The following is a 19,295-nucleotide window of genomic DNA, read 5'->3' on the forward strand; positions in this document are numbered from 1 at the left end:
CACGGCCCCAGTCGCCATACTCAGAACCGGGGATCAGGAACTTCCCCATGCAGTTGTCAAGCCCCTGCCACGACAGGCTGTGCGGGTTGGTAGCACGCCCCGTCACGGATCATGGCCCATTGGACGTTGGCTCTGCGGTGGGCGAGGGCGAGCACGCTGCTTGTGGTTCTTGCCCTCGGCGCGCTTGTGCTCGTAGTACGCCCGCGAGGCGGGACAGAATCTGATGCTGGCCATGGAGGACATGTAGAAGGCACTCAGTCCCGGGCTACCGAGCCCTCCAACGGCCAGGGGCAGGCGCCGCGTGCGCCAGCCATCGGGGTCTGTCACGGCCGGTAGATCATTTCGATCAGGCCGGCGGCGATCAGAGCCCATGCCCCGATGCCCAACAGCCATAACGTGTCACTGAGGGCACCGGCGGTGGCCGGAACCGCGGCGGCCCAGAAACAGGGCGTACTCGATGCGCCGCAGGTCGCGGGTGGGGTCGGGCTCTTTCACCCGGTTGCCTGTGTGCCCGGTACGGACCGGTGAGGGGGCGCGGACGGGTGCCGTTTCGGGGGCGCATGGCGCAAGCCTAAACACGCAGAGGGCAGACGGCAGGGTCCGATGCCGAGGACGGTGTGAGCGTTGGCTATCGTCTCCCAGTGCGAACAATCGTGGTGCCTGTCCGCGGAGCGGAGGGCTTGTTGTGCTGACGCGGCGGTGGCCGCGTCTTCGGCATCCGGCGCAGGCTGTCGTGGCCGGCTTCGCCACGGCGATCGCGGCCGGGACCGGTCTGCTGATGCTGCCGGTGGCCAAGGCAGGGCCGGGCGGTGCCAGCGCGCTGGAGGCGTTGTTCACCTCCACCTCCGCGGTGTGTGTGACCGGTCTGGTCGTGGTGGACACCCCCGGCTACTGGAGCGGATTCGGGCAGGCGGTGATTCTGGCGCTCATCCAGGTGGGCGGCTTCGGCATCATGACCTTCGCCTCCCTGCTGGTTCTGCTGGTCTCCCACCGCATCGGCCTGAGGGCGCGCCTGACGGCCGCCGCGGAGACCAAGACCCTGGGGCTGGGCGATGTCCGCGCGGTCGTGGCCGGTGTGGTCAAGGTCAGCCTGCTGCTGGAGGCGGTCACCGCGCTGGTGCTGACCCTGCGGTTCGGCACCGCCTATGACGAGTCCTGGCCGCGGGCGGTGTGGCTGGGCGTCTTCCACGCCGTCTCGGCGTTCAACAACGCCGGATTCGCGCTGTACTCCGACAGCCTGATGGGCTTCGTCACCGACCCCTGGATCTGCCTGCCCATCGCACTGGCGGTCATCGCCGGCGGACTGGGCTTCCCCGTGCTGTTCGAGCTGCGCCGCCGATTCCGCAAGCCGCGCGGCTGGTCCCTGCACACCAAGATCGTACTGTGGGCCTCTGGTGTCTTCCTGGTCGGCGGCAGCGCCTTCATCACCGCGATCGAATGGTCCAACCCAGCCACCCTGGGCCCCCTGGACGTGCCCGGGAAACTGCTGGCCGGGTTCTTTCAGGGCGTCATGCCGCGCACCGCCGGGTTCAACAGCATCGACACCTCCCAGATGAACCCCGCGAGCTGGCTGGGCACGGACGTGCTGATGTTCATCGGCGGTGCCAGCGCCGGCACTGCCGGCGGTATCAAGGTCACCACCTTCGCCGTGCTGTTCTTCGTCATATACGCCGAGATCCGTGGCGAGGGGGCGGTCAATATCTTCCACCGCCGCCTGCACGGTGACATTCAGCGTCAGGCCCTGACCGTGGTGCTGCTGTCCGTGGCCGCCGTCGCCATCTCCACCTTGGCCTTCATGGTCTTCACCGACTACAACCTGGACCAGTCACTGTTCGAGGTCACCTCCGCCTTCGCCACCGTTGGGCTGTCCACCGGCATCACCGCCAGCCTGCCCCCAGGTTTGCAGCTCCTGCTGACCGCGTTGATGTTCATCGGCCGACTCGGCCCCATCACCGTCGCCTCCGCGCTCGCACTGCGCCAGCGTGTCCGTATGTACGATCTTCCCGAGGAGCGACCCGTCATTGGCTAGGAAGACCACCCCCAAGAAGCGGCGCACGGGCCCGGGGGGCTCCGTCGTCGTCATCGGCCTGGGCCGCTTCGGCCGGGCCTTGGCCCTGGAACTCGTTGACGAAGACACCGAAGTTCTCGGTATTGACGAGAACGCCGAAGTCGTCCAAGCCCTCTCGGGCTCCCTCACCCACGCCGTGCGGGCCGACTCCACCAAGGAGGAGGCCCTGCGCCAGCTGGGTGTCCACGAGTTCGACCGCGCCGTCGTCGCCATCGGCACCGACCTGGAAGCCAGCATCCTCACCGCCTCGCTGCTGATCTCCTTCGGCATCGAGAACGTCTGGGCGAAGGCCATCAGCGAAGCCCACGGCCGCATCCTCACCCAGCTCGGTGTCCACCACGTCGTCTACCCCGAACACGACATGGGTCAGCGCGTCGCTCACCTCGTACGGGGCCGCATGCTCGACTACATCGAATTCGAAGACGACTTCGCCATGGTCAAAACCAACCCGCCCGCCGACATCATCGGCCTCCCCCTGTCCAACAGCGCCGTCCGCTCCCGCTACGGCATCACCGTCGTCGCCATCAAACGCCCCGGCGAAGGCTTCACCTACGCCACCCCCGAAACCGTCGTGGAAGCAGACGACACCATCATCGTCGCCGGACGCACCCGAGCAACCGAACTCTTCAGCGAACTCCAGTAAGGCTGCCCCCGGCAGACAACGGCGACCATGTGAGCGGAGCACTCGTGCACGCCGGTGTACTCCTGCGCCGTGTGGACCCGGGCGCCGGACAACTACCTCGCCACGAACTGCGTCAGGATGGCCTGCACATCGTAGATGTCGACGCCCTTGGTGAACGTCTTCTGGATCGGGGCGGGATTGCCGGAGATCCAGATCTTGAGCTCCGCGTCGAGGTCGAAAGTACCGGCCGTCTCCACGGCAAAGTGCGTGATGCTCTTGTACGGAACGGAGTGGTACTCCACCTTCTTGCCGGTTATCCCTTGCTTGTCGACGAGGATGAGCCGACGGTCGGTGAAGAGGATGGTGTCGCGTATCAACTGGTACGCAGCGTGCACCTGCTCGCCCTGCCCCAGCAGCCGCGCGTAGTCCTGCTGCGCCGCCGCCGGATCGACAGTGTGCGCGTTTCCGAACAACGCCATGACAGACCCCCACTCATTTGAAGTTGCACGATCCTCTCACCGTCGGAGTCCTCTGCAACGGGGTGCGCCGGCCGGGACCGGGATTCTCCTACGAGCGCGCAGTGGCCGCCGACCGCATCCGAACCGGGGCCACGAGGTGGCCGCCGCAAGCTGAACCATGAGGGCGCCCGCCCCCGCCGCAGGTCACGCAGCTGCGGAGCGACGGCCGGCAGCTCGGCAGCTGCTCCTCGCTGCGTGGGTCTCGAGGCTCGTCAGTGATCGAGCTCGTCAATGATCTGGCTCCGTCAATGATCGCGGACATCGCAGTACGGCCCGCACGCTGTGGCCGAGATCGGCGCTGCAGCGGCGACCGGCCGTCTGGTAGGCGATCTCGGCTGAGGCACCTTGCTCGCGCGGTGTGCCGGGGGGCAAGCTTGTGGCATGGGTGCTCAGGACGGCCCCACGCTCATCACTTCCGTGCAGCGAGCCTTCCGCTTGATGGAAGCCGTGGGGGCACACGAGGGCGGTGCCCCGGCGAAGCAGCTGGCACGCGAGGCAGGGCTGCCCCTGGCCACGACCTATCACCTGCTGCGCACGCTGGCCCACGACGGGTACCTGCGGAAGCTGGACGACGGCGGGTACGTCATCGGGGACCAGCTGCACACGCTGCACGTCGGAAGCCGTACGCAGACGCTGCTCTCCCGTATCCGTCCCGCGCTCGCCGCTCTGCGGGACGAACTGTCGGCCGCCACTTATCTGACCTTCTACGAGGAGGGCGAGATCCGGGTCGCCGAGATCGTCGACGGCCCCCGGGCACCACGGGTCGACCTCTGGGTGGGATTCGAGGACGCCGGGCACGCCACAGCGCTGGGTAAGTGCGTCCTGCGCGAGCTGGACGACGACTCGCGCAACGACTACCTCTCCCGGCACGATCTGGCCGATCTCACACCCCGCACCATCACCCACCGTTCCGAGCTGCTCCAACGACTCAGCTTGTCGCCCGCCGCCCCGGCCGTCATGGATCTGGAGGAGTACGCCCTCGGTACGGTCTGCCTCGCGGTGCCCGTATACAGCGGGCAAATGCTCGGCGCGCTCGGCGTCTCCCTCCGGGCGGACCAGCTCTCCCGCGCCGATCAGGTCCAAGCGCGGCTGGTCCCGACAGCGAGTCGCGTGACCAGGGGTCTTTCGCTCACTATCTGAAAAGCCTGCCCTTGTGGTTCACACCCGGACACCTGTTTTCTGGACAAAAGAGACGTTCAAGCTTATGCGGACGGGACAGGGAGTTGCGGACCACAACAATGAGTCACGCCCGACACCATCAGCGCGACCGCCGACCGAGGCAAGCAACCTGGAGGCTTACGAAGCGGGCGGGCGGCTCTGGGGTTGCGGCCCGGCGGGATGAGCGCACAGAGCCGACCCCGGCCCCGGGGACAGCGCAGCGGAACCAGCCACGCACCACCGCCCACCTCGCCGCCGGTGCGCCCGCACTGCTCGTCTCTGCCGTCGCGCTCCTCGCCCTCGTCAGCGGAGCCGGGATGACCTGGTTGCCGCTGCTTGCCGTCGGGCCTGCGCTGGCCGCCGCCACCAGCAGGCCGTCGGGAGTACTCGGTATCGGCTTCCTCGCCGTGGCACTGGGCGCCGTGCTCGGCGCCCGTGGCGGCGCGCCGGGCCGTGAGCAGGCGATCGTGCTGTCCGCACTGGTCGCCGTCACCCTGGCGAGCAGCCTGGCCAGCGCGCTGCGCGAGCGCCGCGAACGGGTCCTGGCAGCCGTCCGCTCAGTCGCCGAGGCCGCCCAGCACGCCCTCCTCCAGCCCGTGCCCGCCACCGTCGGCCAGTTCCAGGTGGCTGTGCGCTACAGCGCCGCCGCCGCGGAGGCCCGAATCGGAGGGGACTTCTACGCACTGGTGCCCACCCCGTACGGGGTCAGGCTGATCGTCGGCGATGTGCGCGGCAAGGGGCTGCCTGCGGTGGGCACCGCCGCTCTGGTGCTCGGTGTCTTCCGCGAGGCCGCCTATGACGAGCCGGCCCTTCTGGATGTCGTCGGCAGGATCGAGCGGAGCCTGGGGCGCAACCTCGGTCACGACGACTTCGTCACCGCCGTGGTCGCCGGGTACCCCCGGGCCGGGCGCATGGAGGTGGTCAACTGCGGACACGCCCCTCCGCTGCTGGTTCGCGATTCCGACGTCACGGCTGTCGAACCGACCCATCCGGCGCCACCTCTCGGGCTGAGCGCCCTCACCAGTGAAACGCCGAGCCTCCAGGTGCTGTCTTTCACCGACGGCGACCAGTTGCTTCTCTACACCGACGGGGTCACCGAGGCCCGCAACCACAGTCGTGAGTTCTACCCGCTCATCGAGCGGGTGGCGCGGCACGTGTCGAACGAGCCGTCCCATACCCTCGCCGGGCTGCACGACGAGCTGCTGGCGCACGTGGGCGGCCGGCTCCACGACGACGCGGCACTGCTTCTGCTCCGGAAGCCCGCGGTTGCCGGCTCGACGTCCGCGGCTGAGCGCCAGGCTCCGGTCGGCACGCCGACTTTCTGCCCGGCCGAATCGCACTGACGAAGCCGTGGAAGACGATCGACTGTGGCATGAACGCTCCACCCGCCCCTTCCGCGGGGTGCTGCCCCTGCCCGTGTCATCACTGCGCTCCGCACAGCCGGTTCGCGGTAGTCCGGCCAACCGCCATCGGGCCGTCCCGCTGACCTGGGGGTTGTCAGAGAGCACGGTGCATGATGTGCAGCCCGACATAGCCCGCCGTCGGGTGCCGGAAGCCCTCGGGCACCGTGCCCAGCACCTCGAAGCCGAGCGACCGGTACAGCTTCACGGCATGCTCATTCGTTTCCACGACCGCATTGAACTGCATCGCCCGGAAACCCGCCGCCCGCGCCCACTCCACGGTGTACTCGCACAGCGCCCGGCCCACGGCCCGCCCGGAATGGGCCGGATCGACCATGTAGCTGGCGCTCGCGACATGCGAGCCGTTGCCCATCCGGTTGCTGTTCATCTTTGCCGTGCCCAGCACCGTACCGGCGTCGTCGACGGCGACGACCGTACGGTCCGGGGCCGTGAGAAGCCACCAGTCGCGGCCCTGCTCCTCACCGAGATCGATCGGATACGGGAAGGTCTCGCCCGCTGCGACGATCTCGTGGAAGAAGGGCCAGATGGCCGGCCAGTCCCGCGCGGTGGCTTCCCTGATCAGCATGCGGACAGGATGGCGGAACGAACCGAGGCGCTGCCTGTGGTTTTCGCGGCCTGGGGCTCGTACGTACCGCATCGAGCCCGTAGTCAAGGCCCGTCGGCATGCTGTGCGGGGTCGGGAGGGCTACCAGTGCGCCGGGCGGGTGAGCGTCGGAGGCAGCTTGGTGGTGGCATCGCCCTTCGCCGCATTGAGCTGGGGCTGGGTGAGGAAGAGCGTTCCGGTGAGGTCTGCGCCGCTCAGGTCGGTGTCCCGGAAATCCGCCCCGATCAGGTCAGCCGCTCTCAGGTCGGCATTCCCGAGGTCGGCCGCGATGAGATACGCGCCACGAAGATTGGCGCCCCGCAGGTCGGCCCCCTTGAGCTTGGCCCCGATGAGATCGGCTCCCCGGTGGTTCCTCTTACGGCCGGGGACATCGGCCCGGGCCAGTTCGCTGGTACGCAGCAGCAGCGCATTGATGTCGTCACGGAGCGCCGCCACGTCCACCTGTGCGAGCGTTTCGGCACTGCCGCGGGTGAGGCGATCGGTGTCGTTCAGCGCATTGCGGAGTTCGCTGTGGATCGGGCGGGCCGCCGGCAGCGTCAGTGCTTCGGTCAAGTACCGGAGCAGCTCGTGGAGTTGTCGCATGACGGGAAACACGTCGAACATCTGGCGGGCGGTGTCGGGGGCCTGCCGCCAGTCCTGCCCACCGAAGGTGATCTGGGAGACCTTCTGCCCTGCGCCGAAGCAGTCGAAGACGGTGCAGCCGGGAAAGCCACTTTCGCGGAGGCGAGTGTGGATACCGCAGCGGAAGTCCGCTTGCAGGTTTGTGCACGGCTGTCCGGCGTCCTTGTTGACCGCGAAATCGGCCGAAGCGGCGAACGGCAGCGCGACACAGCACAGCCCGAAGCAGCTCCCGCAGTCCGCTTGCAGATCGGGACGGTCCCGGTCAGGGGAGGCGGAAGGCCCGTCTGTCGGGAATTCGCGCTCCTGAGGCAAGGTGTGTGATCTCCTGTCGCTGAGTGAGCACCGCGCTACCCCGCAACGCTCGGGAAGAGTCTCCATTCTCCCCGAATTCTCCCCGACGGGTCACAGGTGAAATGGGGCGGGCGGCCCGGCTCCGGCCTCGGCTCGCCCGGCCAGCGGCCAGCGATCAGCGATCAGCGATCAGCGATCAGCGATCAGCGATCAGCGATCAGCGATCAGCGATCAGCAGAGCGTGATTCCGCCGGGCGGTGCTGGAGGCGATGCCTGGCGTCGTTCCGCCGCCGCCCCGTGCGCGAGGTCGAGTTGCCGGTCGAATCCGGCCATGTGCGTTTTCCGTGCAGGCTTCCGTCTCCCTCCTGAGGGGGAGACCGTTCACGCCCTGGGGGGATCCGTGCCCAAGGCCGCGGCGGCTTGGCTGAACACCGTGAAGAACGCGATGAAGGACCCCAGCCACACCGAAAAACACCGCACCGGACGCCTGAACGAACTCCGACACCAACCCAGCCACCCCTGCATCACCACCTCCCGGGGGCCGCGATGATCTCCCGCGCCCGCGGTTCCCGGCATCTGTTCACACTGCTATTGCTGATGGGGATGCTGGTCTCGGGGATGACGCCGGCCGTGGCCCAGCGCCCCGATGGCGATATCCGAAGCCGGGACGAAGCCATTCCCGGCATGCACGTGCTCGACGAGAAGCCCGCGGCACCCGGTTACCGCTACTTCGAACTGAGTTACCGTCAGCCCGTTGACCACCGTCATCACCGAAACGGCGGTTCCTTCAAGCAGCGGCTGACGCTGCTGCACAAGTCGACCCGACAGCCGATGGTGCTGTACACCACCGGCTATGCCCTCGGCACGGATCCCAACTACCGCTCCGAGCCGGAGGAACTGGTCGACGGCAACCAGATATCCACCGAGCAGCGGTTTTTCGGCACGTCCCGCCCCGGTCCTGTGGACTGGTCGAAGCTGGACATCTGGCAGGCGGCGAGTGACCATCACCGCCTGATCCAAGCGTTCAAGGCCATTTACTCCGCGCCGACCGCCAGGGCCGCGTCAGCCCGGTGGATCACCGTCTCGTGCGCCATGCGGCGGGCGAAGAACGCCGGTCCTCCCTCCGCGGCAGGAAGCGGGGTCCACACCTCGGCCTCGGGCCCGGCGGCGCGCAGCGTGTCGGCCAGTTGCGCAGCGCCCTCGGCGAGCCATGCGTCGAGTACGGCGGGATCCTGGTCGGTGTAGCGGGAGAGGTCGCGGACCTGTTCGTCGGAGGGAGGCTGCGTCGCCCGGGTCCGTACGATCAGCTCGACCCAACGGTGCGCGCCGCCGAGATGACGCAGTAGCTGCCAGAGGTTCCAACCCGGGCAGGACGGTACGGGGACCGTCAGGTCCGCGCCCTTGATGCAGGACCTCAGCAGGTCCGTCTGCACGACGATTTCGGCACAGTGCTGGTCGTAGCCAAGGCCTGTCATGAGCGACACGGTAGACCGCACCACTGAACAGCACGGCCCGAGGAGTGGTCGCGCCGCCGCCCGGAGTGCGGAGTGCGGAGCGGAGTACGCGGTACCGTCCTGGTCGAGTCGGCCCGCGCTGCTGCCCAAGTCGGCCCGCGCTGCTGGTCGGCAAGTCCGTACGGGTGCTCGGCCAGTCCATGGAGCTGCTCGGCCGGTCCGCGGAGCTGCTCGGCCGGTCCGTGCGCACGACGAAGAAGCGAACCTGGGAGAGGGAGGGGCGGAAGCATGGTTGCCGCACTTCAGACGTTCGAGGCGAAGGCCGGTTGGGCTGTCCTGCGTGAGCGGTTGACGAGGCGCCTTCCCACGGACGAGCTGGTCCTGATGGACGAGGCGGTCGACTTCGCGGTGCGTTGGCATGCGGGCCAGGTTCGGCCGGCGGGTGAGCCGTACGTCGAGCACCTGCTCGAGGTCGTGTGCGTCCTGGCGGAGGCGGTCGGAACGACCGACATCGACGTGTTGCGAGCGGCTGTCCTGCATGACGTGGTCGAGGACACCGAGTGCTCCCTGGACGAAGTACGGAAGCACTTCGGTGACCCGGTTGCGGTGTTGGTCGACTGGGTGACCAAGCCCCCGCATACGGACGGCCTGGCGCCTGCGGAGGCGCGCACGGCTTATCTCGCCCGGCTGCAAAACGCCCCGGCTGATGCGCTTCTGGTCAAGCTGGCCGATCGGCTGAGCAATGTGCAGCGCCTGGACTCGCACCCCCGGCCGGAGAAACGCTGTTCGTACTACGCGGAGACGGTGCGCTCCATCGTCCCGCTCGCTCAGTCTCATCCGTGGTTCCGCCAGTGGTACGCGTCCTGGTGCGGCGAGTTCCGTCACCTGGCCCTCGACAGTCCGGGTGCGCAATCCCGGTAACGGGCTTGGCGGGCTTGGATTGTTCGCCGGACCAACCAGCCGACTCCGCTCCGGAGTCCCCGCCCCGCCGCCGCGGCCGGGCGGGGACTCGGGGATAGGGGCTAGGGACTCGGGGCCGGTCGTGCACCACGTGTACGTGCACCACAAGAAGGCGGTGCCGCGCTGCCCGGCGTCGGGCCGATGCTCCGGCCTCCGGCCGTGGCACCAGCCGCCGATCCAGCTACTTCACTCTGTCTCGTCTCTGCCTGCCGGGCCTGCGTACCGGACGGCGAGCCTCGCCAGTGCCACCGCCGCGACCAGCAGACCGAAGTCGCGCAGCGCGATGTCGTAGTAGCCGGGAATGGTCAGCAGGTTGAGGATGATCCCCGCCAGCCACCCGGCGACCAGCCAGCCACCGAACCTCGGCGCCAGCGCGACGACGACGCCCGCCACCACCTCGATCACGCCGACCCCGTACATGGCCTGCTGCGCAGTACCCGGAACGATGCCGTCGATCCACGGCGCCAGGTAGCCGGGCCAGTCCACGAGCAGGTTCGCGAACTTGTCCAGGCCGAACAGGATCGGCGCCACCGTGAACACCGTCCGCAGCGCGAGAAACGCCTGGTAGCCGGGGTCGGAGAGCGCGGCCCGCCGGGGCGGGGCGGACGGCGCGGTTGTGCTCGCGGACATGACATCCTCCTTCTATCAACAACTTTCTTCAACAATAGAAGCGAGGTCTCTCTTTCGTCAACGGCGATGGGTTTTACACTTGAGTCGTGGACCAGCCCAAAGACGCAGACCTCTCCGCCGTCGCCGCCCTCGACGAGCCCACCCGCCGACGGCTGTACGACCATGTGGCGCGCCAGCCGGAAGCTGTCAGCCGCGACGACGCGGCCGAGGCACTGGGGCTCGCGCGGCAGACCGCCGCGTTCCACCTGGACCGACTGGCCGAGGAATCCCTGCTCGAGGTCCGTTACGAGCGGCGCAGCGGGCGGAGCGGCCCCGGCGCGGGGCGACCCGCCAAGCTCTACCGGCGCTCGGCGAAGCAGGTCACCGTCAGCCTCCCGGAACGCCGTTACGACATCGCCGGACGGCTCCTCGCGCAGGCGTTGGAGGAGTCGGAAGCCACTGGCGAGCCCGCCCGCGCAGCCCTGCACAGGAAGGCCCACGAACTGGGCGAGCAGATGGCCACGGACGGTGGAGCGCCTGTTCTCGACCTACTGGAGCGGTACGGCTTCGAACCGCAGTCCGACGGCGACGCCATCGTCCTCGCCAACTGCCCGTTCCACACGCTGTCCCGCGAGCACACCGAGACGGTCTGTGGCATGAACCTTCACCTGCTGCGCGGCCTCCTCGACGGTCTCCACGACACCGGTCTCCACGCCCGCCTCGCCCCCACCCCCGGCCACTGCTGCGTCCGCCTGGAGCAGGCCGCGTAAGCGGAGACGACGGCAGGCCGTCGGTGTGCGCCACCAGGAGCCCTCGGGGCACGCCACAAGAACCCCGGCGCTCAACCGAGCAGCCTCACAGCAGAGTTGGAGATCCCAGGGTGACCGGCGTGGCCGCGTACGACCCGCCCGCCGATCACTGTCGGACAGCGGGGGGTCTGCGGAGGTGCTGCGGCCGTTCGCGGGGGCCGAAGGCCGCGATGGCGTCTTCCGCGGACGCGCGAGCGCTGACGTGGAGGTCGGCCCATCCAGCGGCGTCCGGAATGGTGGACCACGACTGCGAGACAGGGCAGTTCGCCATCCGATCCGGCCCCACGATCGGCCGGATACGGACGGACTTACTCCGCTGCGCGGAACCCGCCAGCTGCGGCAGCGGAGACGAAATCGGCGAAGGCGGCGGGTGTGAAGCTGAGGGCGGGGCCGTCGGGGTCCTTGGAGTCGCGGATGGCGACGGAGCAGGGTACGGCGGCGATTTCGACGCACTGGCCGCCGGTGTCCGCGCTGTAGCTGGACTTACGCCACTGCGCACCGCCGATGGGCGCGCACTCCACACACTCGCCGCCGTCATCTCCGCTGTAGCTGGACTTACGCCACTGCGCGCCGGTCAGTTCAGGGCTGCTCCCCATAACGTTCCTCCATCACACGGGCGATCAACTTCGCCGAGTCCTCCACGGACAGTGCGGCGGCTTGCAAGTGATCGTAACGGAGCGAACGAGCCTTGGCCTCTACCGGATTGGCCGACATATGGCCGCTCTCATAGCTCTCGCTGTAGACGATGTCCGGGTCGTCGTCGAAGCGGAGAATGGTGAACGAGCCCTTCAGTCCGCCATGCGCCCCTGCCTCGAACGGCAGCACCTGGATCTGCACCCACTCCCGGTCCCGGAAGTCCAACAAGCGGGCCAGTTGATTCCGCATCACCTCTGTGCCGCCGATGACCTGGTGCAGCACCGCCTCGCTCAGCACCACCCACGCCAGCGGCGGGTTCTCCCGTTCCAGGATGCGCTGGCGCTCCGTACGGGCCGCCACCCGGTCGTCCAACCGGTCCTGGTGCAGCACGCCGAGCACCGCACGCGCGTACTCCTCGGTCTGGAGCAGACCGTGCACCAACTGCGCCTGGAAGCTGTAGATATGGCTGGCTCTCGCCTCCATCTCCGCGTACGGCTGGAACCACGGCGGCAGCTGGCTGCGCAGCACCAGCTTCAGCAGCCGCATCAGCGCCCCGTCCGTCCCCAGCGCCGCGTCCACGCGCTGGGTGAACTCGCGGGTCGGGAGCTTACGCGCGGTCTCGATCTGGCCGACCAGCGAGCCCGTACAGAAGATGATCGCCCCGAGCTGCTGCTGGTTGAGGCCGGCGGCCTCGCGGAAGCGGCGCAACTCGGCGCCGTAGTAGTCCAGTGGGGATGCGCTCGGATCCAGGTCACGGATGTTTGCCACAGGTGTCCCCTCGCCCAACCCGCCATCGCGGCGGGTTGTATTCAGTCCGTAGCCGAGCGTAGCCATTGGACTCGACGATTGTGGCGTGAAATCGACAACTGACCTGGTGCCACCCATCGTTCGTCCGTCCCGCCAGTACCGGATGAGCTTTACGGTCGGTGACCACTCCGCGGGCCACGTACGCCGGATCGTCCGGGCGTACCTCCGGCTCTGGGACATGACGGAGCTGGCGGACGCCGCCGAGCTGGCCGTCACCGAACTCCTCGCCAACGTCGTCCGGCACGTTCCCGACCGGCGGTGCTCCGTACTGGTGGTCCGTAGACCGGACGGGCTGCGGGTCGAGGTGGCCGACGGGGAGCCCGGTCGGCCGATCGTCCAGACGGCGGGCGCGTACGACGAGAGCGGGCGTGGGCTGGCGCTGCTCTCCGCGGTGGTGGACACCTGGGGCGTCGCAGCCGCGCCCGAGGGCGGGAAGACGGTCTGGTTCGAATGCGTGAGCGCGGCGGCCCCTGCCCCGTCCTGACACATCCGGATGAACGGTAAACCGTTCGAGTGGCGGCGGACCGCGCTTGGCCGGATCCTGAAATGGCGACGATCCGGCGGGGCGGCGGAGGCCAGGCACCGCTTGGCCCCCGCCGCCCCCAATTCATTGCGCCCCGCGACCGCGCCCGTATGTCATCGTGTCCGCATTTCGTCGCGCCCGCGCGCTGCCCGACGCCGATCACGTCATCGAGACCGGACCCGCGATCACAGCACTGATGGCCCGCGAGATCAGCCCCGCCGACGCGATCGCCGACGGCAGCGTCCGCCTCACCGGAGGCCCGAAGCTGCTGACGCGGTTCACCGACATCTTCCGCATCTGAGGCTGCCCGGCGTGGGCTCGGCTCGCCTTCTGGGTCTCGTCCGGGAGGACCCGGCCCCTTCCGCCTATCCGTTTCTGCCCATCCGTGCAGCGCAATGCGGCCTCAGTCCCTATGAGCACTCAGTCCCCATGAGGACTCGCACCGCGGTACGGGCCATTGCGCCCCCCATGACATCTCGCGGGGGCTGCAAAAACGGCCCCGGCGTGTTCACGCCGGAGCCGCCCCTTCCGGGCCGTTGCACGTGAGCGTGCGCCAACCCGCATTCAACGTTACCGCCATGCCGCCACCAATCCCTCATGGCCGACAAACGAAAACGAGGCACCCGCGGAAGGCCGGGACGCGACCCCAGCGTTGCGTCAACCTTGCTTTTCCTCTTTGGCTTCCATGAGAAGGATTCCTTGGTGTGTCAGCGTGACCATGGCAGGCGTATTGCCCGTCGCCCAGTCGACCGTGATCAGGCCCTCGCCCACCAGATACGTGCAGGCGGCGGCCACGTCCTCGTCGGGGATCCCGAGGTCGTCGCGGAGCTTTGCCCCAGTGATACCCAGAAGACGGTTGCCTTCGGAGGCCTCGTACAGCACCTGCATGATCTTCTCGCGGTACGCCTTCCGCTCGCCTAGAGATGCCATGTCTGTCACCTTCTGAGAAGACCTTTCCCCGTGCTCAACGCGTGGCTGTCTGAGGGTCCGCACCGACTCGAGAAGTCGGGAAAGCAGGAGATCGACCGGGATGGCGCGGGACCGAACACCGTCCGGACGACTGACTCGTCCTGTGTCCTCGTGCCGAGACGCGTTTCTCTCAGACCTCCTGGGTATGCGCACGGTCTCCGCCGACCGAGTCGCTGGTGACCAGCCACGGCCGGAACGACTCTGAGGGCTCGGGGTGGTGAGCGGTGTCCACGGTGATGTGGAGTCGGGTGCCGCTTCCGTCGTCGCCGGCGGGGTAGCTGCGCTGTTCAGTGCTGGCGAAGCAGCGCCGGAGCGCTTCGGCGACCTGGCGCGCGGCTTCGGGAGACGCCGCGACGATACGGACGTCGGCGAGCCCGGGCGCAGGCAATGGTTTCGCGGGATTCATAGTGACTCGCTGTCTGTGGAGGTGCGGCGGCTGTCCGGGTTGATGCGGCGGCGACGTCAGTGCGTCACCCCCGTCGGTCACCCCCGTCGATTCCGGGTACGCAGCATTCGGCGTCGCAGCAGGCGAAGCCGACCGAGGCCCGCGTCGTGGTGGTCGCGGCGAAAGGTGCCGATGTGCGGGCCGAGAAGCTCGCCGGCCGGCGCCCCTCGGTGCCGGCGGCGAGGCTTCGTGGTCCGGTCGCGGCGGGTCGGCAGGACGTCGCTGTACCGGAAGGCCTCGATCCTCTCGGCGTGCTGGGCGTTCAGCAGGTGAATCAGGAGTACTCCCGCAGCGATCGTCGCGAGGATCACTGCCACGGTGATGAGGTTCTCCACGGTTCTCACATCCCCTGGGCACCGCTCGGGCGCCTGACCGCATTCCCGAGGGATGACGACAAAGCCCCGCCTTCGGACAACCATTCCTCGAGCTCGAGGAGGAGATCGCGGGAACGAGGCCACCGGGCGCCGTCCAGGAGATCCGGAGCTGCGTCCGCTGGTCTCAGGGACAAACGGGCGGCCGTCGGCGAGGAGACACGATCATGCATTGTCGGTGTGCGCTCGAAGGTCGCGGTCATCGCGGGCCGACCTGCCCCCGGGCCCGTTTTCATCTGCCCGGTGTTGTTGCTCGCCGAGAACGACACCTGCAAGGGAAGCCGGTGTACGAAGTGTCCCCAGTGCCTTGAGCCTACCCCGGCCGGAGGCCGACCGGGCCCTTGCAGGCCCATGGTTTCGTCGGGCACGCCATGCCGTGAAGCGTGGAACCGATTCGCCCTTCACACGCCGGCAGTCTCCGTCGTTGGCCGATCGCGCTCCGCGTATGTGACGACGGCCGGAGGATCTCACCTCGGAGTACCGTGGATGTGCCTTGGAGATTTTTTGCATGTCGGCAGCCGCGCCGACCCCACCCCGGACAAATGAGCGGCCCCAGGTCGCCGAGGCCCCGCAGACGGGCGGCACATCATGGTCGACTCGGACACCCCACCCGTGACCCCACCCGCGCCCAACTCCTTGCCGGACCCGCACCACCTCGTGGAACCCGGGACAGCCGTGTTGAGGCTGGAGACGACGTCGACCCGCCAGGGAATTCTCGATGGCGCATGGTGGCCGCATTCCCGAGACATCGGGGCCGAGCTGCCGGGCCTGATCACGGCCTTGACCGAGCATCTGGGCCCCATCACGCGCGTCGGCCTGGACGCGAGCGCCTGGGACGAACTCCCTGGGCGTCTGGTCATCGATGGCCGCGTCGTACACATCCACTCGTTCCCGGTCGGCGACGACACGGTTCTCATCACCCGCGGCGACGAGGATCACTTCGTGCTGCTCGTGGTCCCGCCGGAGGCCACCCCGTCAGCAGCCCACGATGCGATGGCCCGGGCCGTACAGGCCGACAACACCACCCAGGCCGAGCAGATCCTCATCAACACGGGCTCCATTCCCCCGCACGGGAGCCCCCCCGGCGACCGGCATGCGGAGAAGGAACGCGGCGAACCGGTCTGAAACCCGGGGGACGGCACCACCGCCGGGGCGTGTTCCGGACGTGGCCCCGTCCGCCTCATCCCGCGGGGACCTGTGGCTTCTCGCTCGCTGAGGCCTCGTCCGATCCGGCCGTCCCCTTCTTGTCCCGCTCCTTCGAGTCCATCGAACCCGCCGCGCCCTCCGGCTCCTGCGGGCCCGCGAGTTCCTGCTCTTCCTTCGATCGGCCCATCAGCACGTACTGCAGTCCGAAGCCGCACGCCACCACCACGGACCCGCCGACCGCGTCGAGCAGGTAGTGGTTGGCGGTGCCGACGATCACCACCGTCGTCAGCAGCGGGTAGAGGAATCCCGCGACCCGCAGCCACAGCGGCCGTGCCAGCAGGGCGATCACGATGGCACACCACAGCGACCAGCCCACATGCAGCGACGGCATCGCCGCGTACTGGTTGGAGACGTCGGTGAGCGCACCGAATTCCGGGCTGTTGAGGTCCTGCGGCCCGTTCACCGTGTCGATGAAGTCGAGGCCGGGCATCAGCCGCGGCGGCGCGAGCGGATAGAGCCAGAAGCAGAGCAGGGCGAGCAGGGTGGTGATGCCCAGCGCCGCCCGCGTCCACCGGAACATCGCGGGCCGGTGCGCGTACATCCAGCCCAGCAGCGCCAGGGGCACCATGAAGTGCAGATTTGTGTAGGCGAGATTGAGGGTGACCTCGAGCCACGGCTGCTTCGCCACCACCGAGTTGAAGGCGTGCTCCACATCGATGCGCAGCGCGCTCTCCAGGGCGAGGATCTGCCGGCCGTGCTCCTCCGCGACGCCGCGCGCACCGGCCGCCGAGATGCGTACGTACGAATAGGCCCAGTAGCAGACGCGGATCAGCAGTAGCTCCAGCAGCAGGTTCGGGCGGCTGAGCGGCCTGCGCAGGAAGCGGAGCAGGGGAATCCAGCGGTAGCGGGCGGGCGCCGGCTGTCCGTACTCCGTCGGGACCGGGCGGTCCCAGTGCGGCGATGTCCGGGACAGGAACGGTACGGCGCAGGCGGCGGCGATCGCGACCAGCAGCGGCGCGTTCTCTCCGATGAGACGAATGCCCTTGGTGGTGGGCACGATCGCGGCGCTGCTGAGGGTCATCACCATGACGACGAGGACCGGCCACACTCTCCGGTCGGCCTGGCGGCGGCCCACCCGGCCCACGACGGCGAGCAGGATCCACAGCTGCTGGTGGAGCCAGGCGGTCGGCGCGATCGCGACGGCGACGCAGCCGGTCATCGCGAGGGCGAGCAGCAGCTGTCCGTCCTTCGCGTAGTGCGCGGCCCGCCGCAGGCCGAAGACCGCGACGGTCCCCGCGAGTACGCCGAAGAGCGCGAGCTCGGGCAGGCCGCTGAGGCCGAGTCGCAGAAGAAGGCCGTGCAGGGACTGGTTGTGGAGGCTGTCCGCGGGCAGGCCGAGGCCCGCTCCTGCGACGTGGTTCACCCAGTACGTCGCGGAGTCGTGCGGCAGCAGCGCCCAGGCGAGCGCCGAACATCCCGCGAAGGCGCCGGCCGATATCGCCGCCACCCGCCGACGCCCCATCAACCACAGCAGCGGCACGAACAGCAGTACGGTCGGCTGGAGCGCGGCGGCCAGGCCGATGAGCACACCCGACCGGCGGGAGGACACCCGCGGCAGGAAGGCGAGCAGCACGAGCAGGACCGGCAGGATGCTGGTCTGTCCCAGGGTGAAGGTGTTGCGGACCGGGAGCGAGACCACCAGCAGGATGATCGCCAGGGGCGCGGCGAGCAGCGCGGTGCGCCGGGATACCGGGCCGGGCAGCAAGCGGGCTGCCAGGAAGCCGAGGCCCACGACGAGCAGCAGCGTGCCGAACGTCCAGAAGACGCCGAAACCCTGCTCGGCCGCCCGGGTGAGCGGTTTGAGGACGAGCCAGGCGAACGGTGTCCCGGTGAACGTGCCGTCCTCGTACAGCGGGCCCGGCACACGCAGGACGCCGCCCGGTCCTGTCCAGGTCTCGAGGTCCGTCAGCCGTTCGTCGCGAGGCAGCTGCAGAACGGCCACTGCCTGGCGCGCGGCGAGCAGGATCGCGAGGAACCACAGGACACCCGATGCGACCCCCACGCGCGATTCCGGAAACTGAGCCACCGCCAGTCCGCGCTTCTGTGCATTCGCCACGCCGCGCCGCTCCCCCTCCGCTTCGACCGATCGTAAGTTCGACCGACTCTCGACCCGATCTTCGCCCGGATCGCCAAGCATCCCTGTGACAGACGCAGGACACCCGTTTGTCACCTGACTGCCGCTGTGTATTGGCTCGAACACTAAAGGTGCGTGGCGGAGTTCCGCACCTCGAGGGGTACGGCAGGATGGGTGGCATGAGTGTTGTGAAGATCAATGTCCTGACGGTTCCCGACGAGCAGCGCGAGGTGCTGGAGAAGCGGTTCGCCGCGCGGGCCGGGTCGGTGGAGAACTCCGACGGCTTCGAGTGGTTCGAGCTGCTGCGGCCGGTCGAAGGCACGGACACCTACCTCGTGTACACGCGGTGGCGCGACGAGGCCGCGTTCCAGGCGTGGATGGAGGGCCCGATGAAGGCGGCGCACCAGGGCGGCGGTTCCGGCAAGGGAGAAGGCCCGGGAGAGGGTGGCGGGGAGCGGCCGAAGCCTGCCGCGTCCGGCTCGACGCTGTGGTCGTTCGAGGTCGTACAGCAGGCAGCCCCCAAGCAGGGCTGATCGCGCATGACGAACACCCTGACCCGTCGCCTGACGTGGTCCGTGGCCAGGGAGCCGGTGGGCTCGGCCGTCGCCGCCGAGCTGTTGCGCACGTACTACACGGAGGTCAGCGACCGCTACTACGGACGGCCGACGACGGAGGCGGAGATCGAGCAGGGGCTCACCGACGATCCCAGCGACGATCTCGCCCCGCCCACCGGCGAGTTCCTCGCGGCCCGGTACGGCGACGAAGCCTCGGGGTGCGTGGGGCTGAGAGTGCTGGACGCCTCGACGGCCGAGCTCACCCGGATGTTCGTACGGCCCGGGCTGCGTGGGCTGGGCGGCGGATCGCGGCTGCTGACCGCGGCGGAGGCGGCCGCACGCGCGCTGGGCTCGCGGCGGATCGTCCTCGACACCCGTCTCGATCTGGTCGAGGCACGGGGCCTGTACGCCAAGCACGGCTACGGAGAGATCCCGCGCTACAACCGCTCCCGGTACGCCGAGGTCTGGTTCGGCAAGGAGCTCGGCGGCAGCGGGGAATGACGGGCGGCGGGTAGGGGCAGCGGGCGAGGGACGGGTCGTACGTACGGAGGCGCCGGGCACCCGCCGGCCCGCAA

Annotated in this window: 22 protein-coding genes and 2 pseudogenes; 12 read left to right on the top strand and 12 right to left on the bottom strand. The window is 68.7% G+C overall.

Going from position 1 to position 19,295, the window contains the following annotated elements:
• Window positions 1-56: 56 nt before the first annotated feature.
• A pseudogene (locus ABZW18_RS11690) lies at window positions 57-252 on the bottom strand (IS110 family transposase); the annotation flags it as partial.
• Between the two features lie 436 nt (window positions 253-688).
• Here ABZW18_RS11690 and ABZW18_RS11695 point away from each other — a divergent pair.
• Entirely contained in the window at window positions 689-2,029 is a 1,341-nt protein-coding gene (locus ABZW18_RS11695) for a potassium transporter TrkG (protein WP_356185632.1), read from the top strand.
• Entirely contained in the window at window positions 2,022-2,711 is a 690-nt protein-coding gene (locus ABZW18_RS11700) for a TrkA family potassium uptake protein (RefSeq protein WP_356185516.1), read from the top strand. The genes ABZW18_RS11695 and ABZW18_RS11700 overlap by 8 nt, the downstream gene beginning before the upstream one ends.
• A 92-nt stretch (window positions 2,712-2,803) precedes the next feature.
• Here the strand turns inward: ABZW18_RS11700 and ABZW18_RS11705 are convergent, their stop codons facing one another.
• Window positions 2,804-3,169 carry a PH domain-containing protein gene (locus ABZW18_RS11705; protein WP_356185519.1) on the bottom strand — a complete coding sequence of 122 codons (366 nt, stop codon included), beginning with the start codon at window positions 3,167-3,169 and terminating at the stop codon, window positions 2,804-2,806.
• Between the two features lie 420 nt (window positions 3,170-3,589).
• On the opposite strand from ABZW18_RS11705, the gene ABZW18_RS11710 reads away from it, so the two are divergent.
• Together ABZW18_RS11710 and ABZW18_RS11715 are read left to right on the top strand one after the other, a co-directional pair.
• A complete protein-coding gene (locus ABZW18_RS11710; RefSeq protein WP_356185521.1) occupies window positions 3,590-4,348 on the top strand; it encodes an IclR family transcriptional regulator C-terminal domain-containing protein in 759 nt (252 codons plus the stop codon).
• A gap of 335 nt (window positions 4,349-4,683) precedes the next feature.
• Window positions 4,684-5,709 carry a PP2C family protein-serine/threonine phosphatase gene (locus tag ABZW18_RS11715; protein WP_356185524.1) on the top strand — a complete coding sequence of 342 codons (1,026 nt, stop codon included), beginning with the start codon at window positions 4,684-4,686 and terminating at the stop codon, window positions 5,707-5,709.
• A gap of 154 nt (window positions 5,710-5,863) precedes the next feature.
• Here the strand turns inward: ABZW18_RS11715 and ABZW18_RS11720 are convergent, their stop codons facing one another.
• Together ABZW18_RS11720 and ABZW18_RS11725 are read right to left on the bottom strand one after the other, a co-directional pair.
• Window positions 5,864-6,352, bottom strand: a complete 489-nt coding sequence (locus ABZW18_RS11720) for a GNAT family N-acetyltransferase (protein ID WP_356185527.1) — start codon at window positions 6,350-6,352, stop codon at window positions 5,864-5,866.
• Between the two features lie 120 nt (window positions 6,353-6,472).
• The gene (locus ABZW18_RS11725) at window positions 6,473-7,324 is read right to left on the bottom strand and encodes a pentapeptide repeat-containing protein (protein ID WP_356185530.1); all 852 of its coding nucleotides are present in this window, start codon (window positions 7,322-7,324) and stop codon (window positions 6,473-6,475) included.
• 663 nt (window positions 7,325-7,987) lie between these two features.
• Here ABZW18_RS11725 and ABZW18_RS11730 point away from each other — a divergent pair.
• Window positions 7,988-8,287, top strand: a pseudogene (locus ABZW18_RS11730) (aminopeptidase); the annotation flags it as partial.
• 50 nt (window positions 8,288-8,337) lie between these two features.
• On the opposite strand, the gene ABZW18_RS11735 reads toward ABZW18_RS11730, so the two are convergent.
• A complete protein-coding gene (locus ABZW18_RS11735; protein ID WP_356185533.1) occupies window positions 8,338-8,778 on the bottom strand; it encodes a maleylpyruvate isomerase N-terminal domain-containing protein in 441 nt (146 codons plus the stop codon).
• A 267-nt stretch (window positions 8,779-9,045) separates the two neighbouring features.
• On the opposite strand from ABZW18_RS11735, the gene ABZW18_RS11740 reads away from it, so the two are divergent.
• A complete protein-coding gene (locus tag ABZW18_RS11740; RefSeq protein WP_356185535.1) occupies window positions 9,046-9,678 on the top strand; it encodes an HD domain-containing protein in 633 nt (210 codons plus the stop codon).
• A 225-nt stretch (window positions 9,679-9,903) separates the two neighbouring features.
• Here the strand turns inward: ABZW18_RS11740 and ABZW18_RS11745 are convergent, their stop codons facing one another.
• The gene (locus ABZW18_RS11745; protein WP_356185538.1) at window positions 9,904-10,347 is read right to left on the bottom strand and encodes a hypothetical protein; all 444 of its coding nucleotides are present in this window, start codon (window positions 10,345-10,347) and stop codon (window positions 9,904-9,906) included.
• Between the two features lie 86 nt (window positions 10,348-10,433).
• Here ABZW18_RS11745 and ABZW18_RS11750 point away from each other — a divergent pair, with 86 nt between their 5' ends.
• The gene (locus ABZW18_RS11750) at window positions 10,434-11,096 is read left to right on the top strand and encodes a helix-turn-helix domain-containing protein (RefSeq protein ID WP_356185541.1); all 663 of its coding nucleotides are present in this window, start codon (window positions 10,434-10,436) and stop codon (window positions 11,094-11,096) included.
• A gap of 347 nt (window positions 11,097-11,443) precedes the next feature.
• Here the strand turns inward: ABZW18_RS11750 and ABZW18_RS11755 are convergent, their stop codons facing one another.
• Together ABZW18_RS11755 and ABZW18_RS11760 are read right to left on the bottom strand one after the other, a co-directional pair.
• Window positions 11,444-11,731 carry a DUF397 domain-containing protein gene (locus ABZW18_RS11755; RefSeq protein ID WP_356185544.1) on the bottom strand — a complete coding sequence of 96 codons (288 nt, stop codon included), beginning with the start codon at window positions 11,729-11,731 and terminating at the stop codon, window positions 11,444-11,446.
• Window positions 11,715-12,539 (bottom strand): helix-turn-helix transcriptional regulator, encoded by an 825-nt coding sequence (locus ABZW18_RS11760; RefSeq protein WP_356185547.1) that lies wholly within the window; start codon window positions 12,537-12,539, stop codon window positions 11,715-11,717. The genes ABZW18_RS11755 and ABZW18_RS11760 overlap by 17 nt, the downstream gene beginning before the upstream one ends.
• Window positions 12,540-12,681: 142 nt before the next feature.
• Here ABZW18_RS11760 and ABZW18_RS11765 point away from each other — a divergent pair, with 142 nt between their 5' ends.
• Together ABZW18_RS11765 and ABZW18_RS11770 are read left to right on the top strand one after the other, a co-directional pair.
• Complete coding sequence (locus ABZW18_RS11765; protein WP_356185635.1) at window positions 12,682-13,062, top strand: ATP-binding protein; 381 nt, start codon at window positions 12,682-12,684, stop codon at window positions 13,060-13,062.
• Window positions 13,063-13,219: 157 nt separating this feature from the next.
• Window positions 13,220-13,402, top strand: a complete 183-nt coding sequence (locus tag ABZW18_RS11770) for a hypothetical protein (RefSeq protein WP_356185550.1) — start codon at window positions 13,220-13,222, stop codon at window positions 13,400-13,402.
• A 356-nt stretch (window positions 13,403-13,758) separates the two neighbouring features.
• On the opposite strand, the gene ABZW18_RS11775 is transcribed toward ABZW18_RS11770, so the two are convergent.
• The 3 genes from ABZW18_RS11775 to ABZW18_RS11785 form a co-directional block, all read right to left on the bottom strand.
• A complete protein-coding gene (locus ABZW18_RS11775; RefSeq protein ID WP_356185552.1) occupies window positions 13,759-14,031 on the bottom strand; it encodes a hypothetical protein in 273 nt (90 codons plus the stop codon).
• A gap of 169 nt (window positions 14,032-14,200) precedes the next feature.
• The gene (locus tag ABZW18_RS11780) at window positions 14,201-14,476 is read right to left on the bottom strand and encodes a hypothetical protein (RefSeq protein WP_356185554.1); all 276 of its coding nucleotides are present in this window, start codon (window positions 14,474-14,476) and stop codon (window positions 14,201-14,203) included.
• A 77-nt stretch (window positions 14,477-14,553) separates the two neighbouring features.
• A complete protein-coding gene (locus ABZW18_RS11785; RefSeq protein ID WP_356185557.1) occupies window positions 14,554-14,850 on the bottom strand; it encodes a hypothetical protein in 297 nt (98 codons plus the stop codon).
• Window positions 14,851-15,474: 624 nt separating this feature from the next.
• On the opposite strand from ABZW18_RS11785, the gene ABZW18_RS11790 reads away from it, so the two are divergent.
• On the top strand, window positions 15,475-16,011 hold the full coding sequence (locus ABZW18_RS11790; protein ID WP_356185560.1) for a DUF5994 family protein: 537 nt from the start codon (window positions 15,475-15,477) through the stop codon (window positions 16,009-16,011).
• A 55-nt stretch (window positions 16,012-16,066) separates the two neighbouring features.
• On the opposite strand, the gene ABZW18_RS11795 is transcribed toward ABZW18_RS11790, so the two are convergent.
• Window positions 16,067-18,094, bottom strand: a complete 2,028-nt coding sequence (locus tag ABZW18_RS11795; protein WP_356185637.1) for a bifunctional glycosyltransferase 87/phosphatase PAP2 family protein — start codon at window positions 18,092-18,094, stop codon at window positions 16,067-16,069.
• A 251-nt stretch (window positions 18,095-18,345) separates the two neighbouring features.
• Here ABZW18_RS11795 and ABZW18_RS11800 point away from each other — a divergent pair, with 251 nt between their 5' ends.
• The gene (locus ABZW18_RS11800; RefSeq protein ID WP_356185563.1) at window positions 18,346-18,699 is read left to right on the top strand and encodes an antibiotic biosynthesis monooxygenase; all 354 of its coding nucleotides are present in this window, start codon (window positions 18,346-18,348) and stop codon (window positions 18,697-18,699) included.
• A 6-nt stretch (window positions 18,700-18,705) separates the two neighbouring features.
• The gene (locus tag ABZW18_RS11805; RefSeq protein ID WP_356185566.1) at window positions 18,706-19,221 is read left to right on the top strand and encodes a GNAT family N-acetyltransferase; all 516 of its coding nucleotides are present in this window, start codon (window positions 18,706-18,708) and stop codon (window positions 19,219-19,221) included.
• The last annotated feature ends 74 nt before the right edge of the window (window positions 19,222-19,295 follow it).

The sequence above is a fragment of the Streptomyces sp. NPDC004647 genome, from assembly GCF_040609575.1.
Classification (GTDB): Bacteria; Actinomycetota; Actinomycetes; order Streptomycetales; family Streptomycetaceae; genus Streptomyces.